This window comes from Pseudomonas sp. UMAB-40 (assembly GCF_900095275.1).
GTDB classification, from domain to species: domain Bacteria; phylum Pseudomonadota; class Gammaproteobacteria; order Pseudomonadales; family Pseudomonadaceae; genus Aquipseudomonas; species Aquipseudomonas mandelii_B.
The window spans coordinates 338,622-350,781 of sequence record NZ_LT607553.1; the positions used below are offsets into that span (position 1 = coordinate 338,622).

The 12,160-nt window shown below is 60.2% G+C and carries 13 protein-coding genes; 1 reads left to right on the plus strand and 12 read right to left on the minus strand.

Annotated elements, in window-relative coordinates:
• The coding region (locus K0F88_RS32255; RefSeq protein WP_257605193.1) for a MipA/OmpV family protein at positions 1-276 on the plus strand (276 nt) is incomplete at its 5' end.
• 114 nt (positions 277-390) lie between these two features.
• Here K0F88_RS32255 and K0F88_RS06150 read toward each other — a convergent pair.
• The 12 genes from K0F88_RS06150 to K0F88_RS06205 form a co-directional block, all read right to left on the minus strand.
• Positions 391-789 carry a transporter gene (locus tag K0F88_RS06150; protein WP_176457759.1) on the minus strand — a complete coding sequence of 133 codons (399 nt, stop codon included), beginning with the start codon at positions 787-789 and terminating at the stop codon, positions 391-393.
• A gap of 10 nt (positions 790-799) precedes the next feature.
• Complete coding sequence (locus K0F88_RS06155) at positions 800-1,174, minus strand: EamA family transporter (RefSeq protein WP_094470876.1); 375 nt, start codon at positions 1,172-1,174, stop codon at positions 800-802.
• Positions 1,171-2,091 carry an arginase gene (locus tag K0F88_RS06160; protein ID WP_094470877.1) on the minus strand — a complete coding sequence of 307 codons (921 nt, stop codon included), beginning with the start codon at positions 2,089-2,091 and terminating at the stop codon, positions 1,171-1,173. The genes K0F88_RS06155 and K0F88_RS06160 overlap by 4 nt, the downstream gene beginning before the upstream one ends.
• A 167-nt stretch (positions 2,092-2,258) precedes the next feature.
• Positions 2,259-2,588, minus strand: a complete 330-nt coding sequence (locus K0F88_RS06165; protein ID WP_219094616.1) for a GlpM family protein — start codon at positions 2,586-2,588, stop codon at positions 2,259-2,261.
• An 8-nt stretch (positions 2,589-2,596) separates the two neighbouring features.
• The gene (locus tag K0F88_RS06170) at positions 2,597-3,925 is read right to left on the minus strand and encodes a sigma-54 dependent transcriptional regulator (protein ID WP_219094575.1); all 1,329 of its coding nucleotides are present in this window, start codon (positions 3,923-3,925) and stop codon (positions 2,597-2,599) included.
• Positions 3,922-5,823, minus strand: a complete 1,902-nt coding sequence (locus tag K0F88_RS06175; protein ID WP_219094576.1) for a sensor histidine kinase — start codon at positions 5,821-5,823, stop codon at positions 3,922-3,924. The genes K0F88_RS06170 and K0F88_RS06175 overlap by 4 nt, the downstream gene beginning before the upstream one ends.
• Before the next feature lie 73 nt (positions 5,824-5,896).
• On the minus strand, positions 5,897-6,631 hold the full coding sequence (locus K0F88_RS06180; RefSeq protein WP_219094577.1) for an amino acid ABC transporter ATP-binding protein: 735 nt from the start codon (positions 6,629-6,631) through the stop codon (positions 5,897-5,899).
• On the minus strand, positions 6,628-7,299 hold the full coding sequence (locus K0F88_RS06185; protein WP_219094578.1) for an amino acid ABC transporter permease: 672 nt from the start codon (positions 7,297-7,299) through the stop codon (positions 6,628-6,630). Before K0F88_RS06185 ends, K0F88_RS06180 begins: the two co-directional genes overlap by 4 nt.
• Positions 7,299-8,045: an amino acid ABC transporter permease gene (locus K0F88_RS06190; RefSeq protein ID WP_219094579.1), complete on the minus strand. Its 747-nt coding sequence runs from the start codon at positions 8,043-8,045 to the stop codon at positions 7,299-7,301. Before K0F88_RS06190 ends, K0F88_RS06185 begins: the two co-directional genes overlap by 1 nt.
• Before the next feature lie 192 nt (positions 8,046-8,237).
• Entirely contained in the window at positions 8,238-9,164 is a 927-nt protein-coding gene (locus tag K0F88_RS06195) for a glutamate/aspartate ABC transporter substrate-binding protein (protein ID WP_219094580.1), read from the minus strand.
• 267 nt (positions 9,165-9,431) lie between these two features.
• Positions 9,432-10,700 carry a tryptophan permease gene (gene mtr / locus K0F88_RS06200; protein ID WP_219094581.1) on the minus strand — a complete coding sequence of 423 codons (1,269 nt, stop codon included), beginning with the start codon at positions 10,698-10,700 and terminating at the stop codon, positions 9,432-9,434.
• Between the two features lie 108 nt (positions 10,701-10,808).
• Entirely contained in the window at positions 10,809-12,146 is a 1,338-nt protein-coding gene (locus K0F88_RS06205) for an amidase family protein (RefSeq protein WP_219094582.1), read from the minus strand.
• Positions 12,147-12,160 lie beyond the last annotated feature (14 nt).

Below are 12,160 nucleotides of genomic sequence, written 5' to 3' on the forward strand. Positions count from 1 at the left end.
CATTTTGCTGATGCGCGGCAGAATCAGACGTTTTTCGGAGTCAGCGCCAATGAGTCACAAGCCTCGGGGATTCGGCCGTACAACGCTGGCGGTGGATTGCAGAATGTGGCGTTGACCCAGAGTTTCGAGTTCCCGCTGGCGCCGCAGTGGTCGTTGTTGACGAGTGCGAGCTGGGTTCACCTGACGGGGGCGGCGGCGGATAGCAGCATTGTCAAAGAGGTGGGGGAGACCAACCAGGGGGAAGTGCAGGCGGCACTGGCCTACAAATTCAATTGAAGGTTCTTGGTTGGCCTGTCTGATGCCATCGCGGGCAAGCCCGCTCCCACAGGTTATGCGCCGTCCATGTGGGAGCGGGCTTGCCCGCGATGGGGTCCTTGAGATCACAAAAATCTATGTTTCTTCACCCTCGGCCAACAACGCAATCCCTCCCATAATCACCGCCACCCCCACCCAGTGCAGCACGCTGATCTGCTCCCCCAGCCCCAGCCACGAGCCGAGCAACACCCCGACAAACACCAGCGAACTCAGCGGAAACGCCAGGGACAAACTGCTGCGCCGCAAGATCAGCATCCACACGAAAAACGCGCCGATGTAGCAGGCAATCGCAAACCACACCCCCGGATTCACCGCCACGGCCAGCAGCCATTGCAGGTTGAAATCCATCTGCCCCAGCTGATCCCCACCGACCTTGGTGGCGATCTGGCCGGCACTTTCAAAACCGATCAACAACGCCCACAGCACCACCGTGCCGAGGCGTTCATGCAGCCAGTCGGTCTTGCCTCTGATCATCGCTTGAGCCTCAGACATGGGTGACACACACGAGCATCACGCCCGCCGTAATCACTAAAGTGCCGAGCCAGCGCCGCCGGCTGACGGTCTCGCCGAGGATCAGTTTGCCGGCCAGCACCACGCCGCAATACGCCAGCGCCGCGGCCGGGAACAACAGGCTCAGTGGCGCCCGGGACAGGGCTTCGAGCCAGACGAAAAATTCGATCACGTAGGCGCCGATCCCGCACCACAGCAACGGCGCGTTGAACACCTGGCCCCAGAACGCATTCAGGCGAAACCCGCCTTCGAGCTCCGGTAAACGGTCCAGGCCGAGCTTGAAACAGAGCTGGCCGATGACGTCCAGCACAATGGAAAACGCCACCAGCACAATCACGGTGAAGGTCATGGAAACAACTCCTCGAACAGATCGATCAACGCCTGGTTGGTCGTCGCGTTGCGCAGCAGATCCGCTTCGCTCCAGCGTTCGGCCGGGGGCTGGTCCGACTTGGCTTCCCAGCGCTTGAGGGCGTTGCTGAAGGCCGGTCGGGCGTACTCGCCGCAAATGTCGATGCCAATGATTCGTTTGCTGGCCGCCAAGGCTCGGATGGCTTGCAGCAAGTGGTTCAGGCGCATGCCGCCCTGGTCCCAATTGGTCGCCGCGTCTTGGCTGGCCAACACGTCCTTGTCGATGGTGATCCACACCGCGCGGGTGGGCAGGCTGGCGATCATCTGTTCGAGAAATACCGGCCAGTCGAGCTCCGCCAGATTGCGCCAGTGCAGCAGGTTTTCCTGTTGTTGATGCCCGGCGCCGTCACCGACCCGGCCCCACACTTTCGAGGGCGGGCGTTGCCACGGAAACAGCTGCAACACGCCGCGTTTGAGCGCCCGGACATTGCCGCCCTTGAGCTGCGGATTCTGCAGGTCATCGCTGCACGGACCGAGGGTGACGATGCGCTGGATGTTCGGCAATTTCAGCGCCTGATTGACCCACGAACCGCAATGCCGGCGCGGGGCGAAGCGAACCCAGTCAGGGTGGTTGTCGAAGTGGATCAGGCTCACCGGTTCCGGCAAATCGGTCAGAAACGCCGGGGTCAAGTGGTGGTAATCACCGGAGCCGACGAAGAAGATTTCCGGCTGCGGGCCGCTGTGCCGGGGCCGTTGCTGCAAGCGTTCGGCGAACCGGCGCCAGGTCCGTTCGCTGGACCACAGCCGCAGTTTCGGGCCGAGGTCGAGCAAGTCGAGGCGTTTGGCACGGCCGCTTTCCAGCAGCCGCGAGATGGGCGCCTGGGCCGTCAGGCTGTGGTCGAGATCTAAAATGTTCAAGGTCGCAATTCACCCTTGGCAGACCCTCCCAGACACCGGCTTCATCCATCATGAAGGCCGGCCGAGGGGGCTTTTGGGGTAAATGCAAGGGACGGGCCAGCCACCAATGATCAGACACCACCAATCCCCTGTGGGAGCGAGCTTGCTCCCGCCGGGATTGGCGGTGGTCAGGCGTGCAGGCGGACCCAGACGGTGACGAGGACGGTGGCCGCCATCAGCCACGCCACTGCCGCCACGGCGAGCGACGCTTCAAGTCGCATCCGGTCGACCATCACATACAACGTCGCCAGGTAAACGAAGTACGGAATGATCGACCACATCCCGAACACGATGGTGGTCTTCAAGTCATCCAGCGAACGCCCTTTGCCGACGATGTAATGCGCAATCAGCGCAAACGTCGGAAACAGCGGCACCAGGCCTGCGATGTAATAGTTTTTGGTCTTGGCCAGCGCGGCGAGGATGACGACCACCGCCGCCCCCAGCGCTGCTTTGAGGATCAGGTCCATCAGTGGCTCAGCCCGTACTTTTTCACTTTGTCGAACAGCGTGGTTTTGGCCATCCCGAGTTCCAGGCTGGCCTGGGTCAGGTTGCCGCCGCTGCGTTGCAAGGCGTCGCTGAGCAGGTTGCGTTCGAACGCTTCCACCGCTTCGGCAAACGCCAGACCCTGATTACTGACACTGGCGCCGGATTTCTTGAAGGCCGGCAGGCCGAGGGCAAAACGCTCGGCGACGTTGCGCAGTTCGCGCACGTTGCCCGGCCAGTCGTGGCTCATCAGGTTCGACAGGGTCTGGTTGTCCAGCTCCGGCACCGCGCGGTCGAAGCGCAGGGACGACTGCTGCAGGAAGTGTTCGAACAGTTGCAGGATGTCTTCGCGACGTTCGCGCAACGGCGGCAATTCGAGGGTCACCACGTTCAATCGGTAATACAAGTCGCTGCGAAACTCGCCGGCCTTGCTCGACTCGTCGAGGTCGGACTTGGTCGCCGCAATCACCCGGCAATCCACGGCCACGCTCTGGTTCGAACCCAGGCGTTCGAGGGTGCGTTCCTGCAACACCCGCAGCAGTTTGATCTGCAAGGGCAGGGGCATGCTTTCGACTTCGTCGAGGAACAGCGTGCCGCCGTCGGCGTGTTCGATCTTGCCGATCCGCCGTTTACCGGCGCCGGTGAACGCGTTAGCCTCGTGTCCGAAGATCTCGCTTTCGAACAGGTTCTCCGGCAGGCCGCCGCAGTTCAGCGCGACGAACTGCTTGGTGTGGCGGCGACTGAAGTCGTGCAGGCATCGCGCAACCAGTTCCTTGCCGGTGCCGGTTTCGCCTTCGATCAGCACGTTGGCCGACGTATCGGCGACGTTGGCAATCAGTTCGCGCAGGTTCTGCATGGCTGGCGAGCGGCCAATGATCCGGCCTTCGAGGGAATCGCGCTCCGCCAGTTGCCGACGCAACGAAGACACTTCCCGGGCCAGGCTGCGTTGCTCCAGCGCACGGCGGGCGACATCGACGAGGCGTTCCGGGGAGAAGGGTTTCTCCATGAAGTCGTAAGCGCCTTTCTGCATGGCGCCGACGGCCATGGAAATGTCGCCGTGGCCGGTGATCAGCACCACCGGCAGGCTACGATCGCGGGCCTTGAGCCGGGTCAGCAGTTCCAGGCCGTCGATGCCCGGCAGGCGGATGTCGCTGATGACGATGCCGGCAAAGTTGTCGCCAACTCGCTCCAGCGCTTCTTCGGCGCTGCCCACGCCCACGCAGGGAATGTCTTCCAGGGTCAGCGCCTGTTGGCAGCCGAGCAGCACATGGGGGTCGTCTTCGACGATCAGCACACTAAGGTCGTTGTTCATATTGGCTCGGCGTGAGTGGGGCTTACCAACGGTAAACTGAGGACGAAGGTGGTGCCACCGCTGGCCGGGTGTTCGACACCCAGGTGCCCGCCGGTGGCGGCGGCCAGGCTGGCGGAAAGCGTCAGGCCCAGGCCCAGGCCTTGTTCGCCGGGTTTGGTAGTGAAGAACGGTTCGAACAAATGCTTGCGCGCTTCGGCGTCGATGCCGTGGCCGTTGTCGCGCACGCGCAGGCGATATTTGCCATCGAATGCTTCGCCTTCCAGCCACAGCTCGGGCAACGGTTGTGCCTGCATGGCGTCGAGGGCATTGCCGATCAGGTTGACCAGGATCTGCTCGAGGCGGGTCTGGTCGATCTGCACCTGCACATCTTTGAAGTCACGATGCAGTTGCAGATGGACACTTTCCACGCGACCGCCGAGCAGTTGCAACGCGGCGTCTACCGCTTTGCCAAGGCACGCCTGGCCTTTGTCGTCACCGCGACGGGCGAAGGAACGCAGACTGGCGGTGATCCGGCCCATGCGGTCGATCAATTCGTTGATGGTCTTGAGGTTGGTGCTGGCCACGTCCAGTTGACCGCGCTCTAAAAAGCGCACGGTGTTGCCGGACAAGGTGCGCAGCGCCGCCAGCGGCTGGTTCAGTTCGTGGGCGATGCTGGTCGACATCTGACCGATGGCGGCGAGTTTGCCGGCCTGCACCAGCTCATCCTGGGCGCGGCGCAGTGTCTCTTCAGCCTGACGTCGTTCGCGGATCTGGCCCTTGAGTCGCTCGTTACTGGCGCGCAGGTCGGTGGTGCGTTCGGTAATCCGACGCTCCAGTTGATTATTGGCTTCCTGCAGGGCTTCACGGGCGGCGAGGCGAGTGGCGATCACCTTGCGCCGCTCGTTCCAGGCGATCAGCAGGAATGCCACCAGGGCAAACGCTACCGCCACCAGAATCCCCTGATTGATCGCTTCACGGCGCAAATCCTGGAGCGGCGTGAGCAGGGTGAAGTTCCACGGGGTGTCGCTCAGGGGGCGGGTCTGCGAGAGGTAGCTGATGTCCTCTTCGTCGGACTCCACTTCACTGTTGGCGGGGAAGGTCAGTTTTTCTTCGCCTTCGGCCAGTTGTTCCCGGGCCAGTGGCTGCAATTCGTTCAGCGGGAACCAGTAGTACTGCAGGCTGCGGGCCAGTTTTTCCTTGGTTTCGTCGCTCAGTGGAACCACCGATTTGAGCCGTCGCGCCGGGTCGCTGGAGAGAATGATGATGCCGTTCTCGTCGCTGACGAAGGCTTCGAGGCGCGCGCGCTGCCAGCGTTCTTCCATGGCTTCGAGGCGTACTTTGACCACGGCGACGCCGATGATCTTGCCGTGTTCTTCCAGGCCGTGGGCCAGGTAGTAACCGGGTTCGCCGTTGGTGCTGCCGATCCCGTAGAAGCGTCCCGGCTGACCGCGCACGGCGTTCTGGAAATAGGCGCGAAAGGACAGGTCTTCGCCCAGGTAACTGTCGACATCGCGCCAGTTGCTGGTGGCCATGACGCGGCCGGTGGTGTCCATCACGTAGATGGCCCGACTGCGGCTGCGCCGGTTCAGGCCTTCGAGGTAATCATTGACCGTCTGCCGGAGTTCCGGTGACGGATCGGCCAGCAGTTTTGAAACACTGGATTCAAGTTCCAGCAGGCTGGGCAGGTAGGTGTATTTGCTGATCTCGCTCTCGACAGCGCGGGCGTGCAGTTCGAGCTGACGCTGGCCGTTCTCGCTGAGGCTGCGAATCCCGTAGTGCTCACTGACCCAGAAGCCGAGGTAACCCAATCCGATCATCAGGGCGATGACCAGGGGGGGCAGGAACAGATGGCGAATCAGACGGGGTTTCACGGCGAGTGATGGCGGCGCGGCGCGATAGAGAGTGGGGTCGCATTTCATCACAGATGCCTTGGGTCAACCACAACACAAATCTCAATACCACCACCGATCCAGTGTGGGAGCGGTGTCTTTCTTAGTGCTGCAGAATCTTGTTAAGGAAGTGCTGGGTACGCTCGGCGCGGTGGGTGATGTCGCCGAAGAAGTCCTCTTTCTTGCAGTCTTCGATGATTTTGCCCTGGTCCATGAAGATCACGCGATCCGCCACTTTGCGGGCAAAGCCCATTTCGTGGGTCACGCACATCATGGTCATGCCTTCGTGGGCCAGTTGCACCATCACGTCGAGCACTTCGTTGACCATTTCAGGGTCCAGCGCCGAGGTCGGTTCGTCGAACAGCATGACGATCGGGTCCATCGCCAGCGCACGGGCAATCGCCACACGCTGTTGCTGGCCACCGGAGAGTTGGCCAGGGTGCTTGTGGGCGTGAGCCGAGAGGCCGACGCGCTCAAGCAGTTGCAGGCCTTTCTTGGTGGCTTCTTCCTTGCTGCGGCCCAACACCTTGATCTGCGCAATGGTCAGGTTTTCGGTGATGGTCAGGTGCGGGAACAGTTCGAAATGCTGGAACACCATGCCGACGCGCGAACGCAGTTTCGGCAAGTCGGTCTTCGGGTCGGCGATGGACGTGCCATCGACCACCACGTCGCCTTTCTGGAACGGTTCCAGGGCGTTGACGCATTTGATCAGGGTGGATTTGCCGGAACCGGACGGCCCGCACACCACGATCACTTCGCCTTTTTTGACCTCGGTGCTGCAGTCAGTCAGTACCTGGAAGTCGCCATACCACTTGTTGACATTCTTGATAGAGATCATACGGCAAACCTTTTTTGCAGACGCTTGACCAGCAGCGAGGCGGCAAAGCTGATTGTGAAGTACGTGAGACCCGCGAAGATCAGGAACTCATTGGAGCGACCGATGATGTCGCCACTGGCACGCGAGGCATTGAGGAAGTCCACCAGGCCGACCGCGTAGACCAGCGAAGTATCCTGGAACAGGATGATGCTCTGCTGCAGCAACAGTGGGGTCATCTTGCGGAACGCTTGCGGCAGGATGATCAAACGCATCATCTGGCCATACGTCATGCCCAAAGCCTGGGCAGCGCCCATCTGGCCCTTGGGAATCGACTGCACGCCGGCCCGGACGATTTCGCAGAAGTACGCCGCTTCGAACATCATGAAGGCCACGATGCAGGAGGCGAACGCGCCGATCGGGGTGTCTTCGCCGGTGATCCAGCGCAGCACGAACGGCACCGCCAGGTAGAACCAGGTGATGACCAGCAGCAATGGAATCGAACGGAAGTAGTTGACGTAGGCACCGGCAAGGTTCGACAGCAGTTTGCTGTGGGACAGGCGCATCAGGGCCAGGATCGTGCCGAGAATGATCCCGCCGACGACGCCCAGCACCATCAGTTGCAGGGTCATGACCATGCCGTTCCACAGGCCCGGCAGGGACGGGACGATGCCCGAGAAGTCGAATTCCATCATTTACCCCCTACGGAGATCAGGCCCGGTACGGCGACTTTCTTCTCGACCGCACGCATCAGCAGCATCAGGCTCATGTTCAGGGTGAAGTAGATCAGGGTAGCCAGAGTGAAGGCTTCGAACAGGTTGGCGGAGAACTCGGCGGTCTGTTTGGTCTGCGCGAGCAACTCCATCAGGCCGATCAGCGACGCCACGGAAGAGTTCTTGAACACGTTCAGGAATTCCGAGGTGAGCGGCGGAATGATGATCCGGTAGGCCTGGGGCAGCAGCACGTTCCAGTAGATCTGTGGCAGTTTGAAACCCATGGCGCGAGCGGCCGCTTCCTGGCCACGAGGCAGCGCCTGGATGCCGGTACGCACTTGTTCGCAAACGCGGGCGGCGGTGAACAGGCCCAGGCACACGACAACGCTCAGGTACGCCGAGGTGGTCGGGTTCAGGTCCTGTTTGTACCAGTCCTGCAGGTTTTGCGGCAGCAGATCGGGCACCAGGAAGTACCAGATGAACAGCTGAACCAGCAGCGGCACATTACGGAAGAGTTCGACGTAGCAGGTCGCGATGCCCGATACGATGCGATTCGGCACGGTGCGCATGACACCCAGAATCGAGCCCAGCATGAGGGCAATGATCCAGGCCACGACGGCGATGGCGATGGTCCAGCCCAAACCGGAGAGGTACCAGTCGAAATAAATTTCGCTGCCCACACCGGTGGACTTGAAGAACACGCTCCAGTCCCAGTTGTAATTCATTAGGGTCTCCCCTCAGATCGTTCGATGTACAAATGCCCGCCTGGGGAAGCTCCGTTCCCGCCTGAACTTGACGATCAGGCACACGCGAACGGCTCGACAGCCACCGGTTCGAGTGTTTCCAAAAATGCCAGCAGGGAGTGACTATCCCCTGAAAGGGCAGTGGCCCTCTCAGGAGATAAGGTTAGTCAGAACTCAGGACTTTTTTTCTACAGGTTTGTCGTCAGCCGCTTTATCGGTCGGATTGGCGATCAGGGCCTTGAGCTCGTTGCTCATCGGGAAGTTCAGGTTCAGGTTTTTTGGCGGAATTGGCTGCATGAACCATTTTTCGTAGATCTTGTTGATCTCGCCCGACTTGTAGGTTGCCACGATCGCGTCGTCGACAGCCTTCTTGAACGGCTCGTCGCCCTTGCGAACCATGCAGCCGTAGATTTCGTAGGACTGTGGAGTGCCGGTCACGGCCCAGTCATCCGCCTTCTTGGCCTTGGCCGCTTCACCGGCCAGCAAGGCGTCGTCCATCATGAAAGCCACTGCGCGGCCCGATTCCAGCATCTGGAAGGACTCGCCGTGGTCTTTGGCAGAGATGACGTTCATGCCCATCTGCTTGTCGGCGTTCATCGACTTGAGGATGCGCTCGGACGTGGTGCCCGCGGTGGTCACGACGTTCTTGCCTTTCAGGTCATCGAAATCCTTGTACGCGGAGTCTTTCTTGGAGAGAAGACGCGTACCGATTTCGAAAATGCCGACGGAGAAGGCAACTTGCTGCTGACGTTCCACGTTGTTGGTGGTGGAACCGCACTCGACGTCGACGGTGCCGTTCTGCACCAGCGGAATACGGGTTTGCGAGGTGACCAGGTTGTATTTGACCTGGAGGTTGGGCATGTCCAGGTCTTTCTTGATGGCTTCGACGATTTTCAGCTGGATATCGTGGGAGTAGCCGACTGGTTTGCCGGAAGCATCAGCGATATAGGAAAACGGGATGGAAGCGTCACGATGCCCGAGGGTGATCACACCGGACTCTTTGATCTTCTTCAGTGTGCCGGTGAGCTCGGCAGCGAAAACTGGAGTGCTAATCAGAGCGGCAGCAATGGCTGCGCCCAGGATATGGGGAACGATGCGCATCAAATTTTCCTCGACATTGTTTTTTTTATGGAGCCAGTTCATCGGCCCTTTTGTGCTTCGAATGCCTGACGGCTCCTGAAGTGGGTGCGCAACAGGCATTCGTCCCAGAGTGTAGAGCATGACTCGTGCCAGGCCAGGCGATATAGGTCAAGTTATTGATTTATAAGGGTATTAAATATTTATGGCGCTGATTTCGGCGAAGGAAAATCCGGTTAACCGAATCGGCCGACAGGTCGCGTTCGGAAAACCGAATGGCGTTTGAGACCGCTAGCGCCACACCGGCAACAAATCCAATGAAAACAGCACATGTGAAATCGCGCTGATCACGCCGAAAAACAATATCAGGGCAATCATGGGCTGGCCTCCCCAGACGCGATACCGCGGGCTGCCAAAGCGCTTGCGTGATGCGCTGGCCAGCAATGCCGGGGTAATGACGGCCCAGAGGGTCGCCGCCAGACCGGCGAAACCGATGGCATGGATAAACCCTTCTGGCCACAACAGCCCGCAGAGCATAGGTGGTAGGAATGTGGTGGCTGCGGTTTTCAGGCGACCTCGCGGGCTGTCGTCAAACCCCAGCACATCGGCCAGATAATCGAAGAGCCCCAAGGACACGCCGAGAAAGGAGCAGGCGACGGCGAAGTTGGAAAAAAGGCTGAGGAATACATCGATTTTCGCACTGTTGAGCATCGCCCCCAGCGCGCTGATCAGCACGTCGATATTGCCGCCACGCTGAGTGATGTCCTTGAACCCGTCCCGGGGAATGTTGCCCATGCTGCAAACCATCCAGACAACGTACAGCCCAAGCGCGATGAGGGTGCCGCTGACCAGGCAGGCACGGATACGCTGCGGGTCTTTGCCGAAGTGTTTCATCAGGCTGGGAACGTTGCCGTGAAAACCGAAGGAGGTCAGGCAGAAGGGCAGGGTCATCAGCAGGTAAGGAAGGTAGTGGCTATCCGTGGCGTTTCGATTGAGCAGTGTCGCCGGTTGCACGTGATCGAGCAGCCCGCCGAAGGTCAGGAAGAACGCGATGATCTTTGCACCGAAGATCACTGTGGTCACCCGGCTCACCGCTGCCGTGCTCAGCCACACGATGAGCGCGACCGTCAGGGTGAAATACAAGCCCCCGGCGCGTGCCGACAGATTCACTCCCAATGATTGGGCGCTGTGATGAATCACCGAACCGCTGGCCGAGATGTAGGCGTAGGTCAGCGTGTACAGGACAAAGACGATGCTCAAGCCGTTCAACACATTCCAGCGACGACCCAACAGGTCTTTGGTGATCGTTGAAAAACTGGCACCGGAACGATAGTTAAGGTTGGCCTCAAGAATCATCAGGCCGGAATGCAAGGTGCAGAACCAGGCAAACAACAGGACCGCGACGGAGCCGTAAAACCACAGGCCGGACATGACGACCGGCAGCGAAAACATGCCGGCACCGACGATGGTGCCACCGATCATCATGGCGCCGCCGAGCACCGAGGGCGAACGTTCGAGTGCGACGGGGGGAGCGGAAGTGGACGTAGAAGTGCTGCGCATGGCAAGGCCTGCATTTGAGTTGTTAGAGGGCTGTTCTTTCGGCGGGCCAGGTTGCAGGCGCGCGTGAGAAAGGATCAGCGCCATTCAGTGAATGGCGCCGACAGCGCGTTAACGCATGGCCAGCAAACGGGATAATTGGCGGGATCTCTCCAGCAGCAAGCTGTCCTGCCCGGGCAACGCGTCGAACGAGAGCCCCACCGGCAGCGAGTGTTTTTCCGCTACCGGCACGGTGACACTGGGCGCCGCCAGGTTGCTCGCCGGGTCGGTGTTGCGCACGAAGGTCTCGAAGTTGCTTTCTGCCTCGCACTCCGTGAGCAACGGTGCCGTACAGCTGACGGTAGGGTAGGCAATCACATCCAGTTGATGGGCGTTGAACAGACGGCTGTATTCACGACTCAGCTGCAGTTTGCTCATCAATGCCTGTACATAGTCGGTGTAGGAAATCGCCGGGCTCTCAAGTTGCGCCGTCAGTATTTTCTTGATGCCCGGGTCCCGGATCTGCGCCAGGATGCTCAAAAATTGGTCGCCCCAGCCTTCTTTCATCAAGAAGCGCGGGAAGTCGATAAAGAACTCGTAAATAGGTAATGGGAATTGAATGCTCTCATTGATTTCCCCGATCAACAGGTCATCGACCGGAACCAGCTCCACGCCCCGATCTGCCAACACCTCGATAGCCGCGAAGCAGTCGCGTCGGACTTTTTCGTCGAGGTCGGCCCAGAAGAATTTTTCCGGTATGCCCACCCGTAGGGGTCTGTTGTCGTCCGGGGGCGCTGGGTGGTTCCCGGTCAGGTGATGGTGGATGTACTGACAGTCTTGCAGTGTGCGGGTCAGTAGCCCTGGCGTGTCCTTGGTCTGGGAAACGGGCACGATGCCGTCCACCGGGTAACACCCCGTGGTGGGGCGAAACCCGACGATCCCGCAGAACGCCGCGGGTATGCGCACTGACCCGCCGGTGTCGGTACCCACGGCGCAGGGCACAAGACCGGCTGCGACGGCTGCCGCACAACCACCGCTGCTGCCGCCCGCGCTGTAGCGTTCGTCAGCCGGGTTGACCACGGCGCCGTAAGTTTGGTTGGCCGACGTCACCCCGAACGACAGTTCATGCATGTTGTTCTTGCCAACGACCCTCGCGCCCAGCGTCTTGAAACGCTCGACAATCCCGGCATCGGACAACGGGTAGTAAGCAGCGAGCCCCGGCGTTCCTGCGGTGGTCGGCATACCGCTGACATTGATGTTGTCCTTGAAGGAAACGGGAATGCCATAAAGGCTCGCCTCCCGGTCGGCCCCGAGGGCAACCTCGAACGCCGTCGGGTCGAACGTGATGAAGCTGTTCAGGTGTTGATGATCAAACTGTTTATCGCGCAGGGATTGGTGCCAGGCATCCAGGCAATGGCGACCACTGCGAAATCCGCTGACGAGTTCTTCAATTGAAAGCTGGCTGTACATAAAACGGTCTCGGC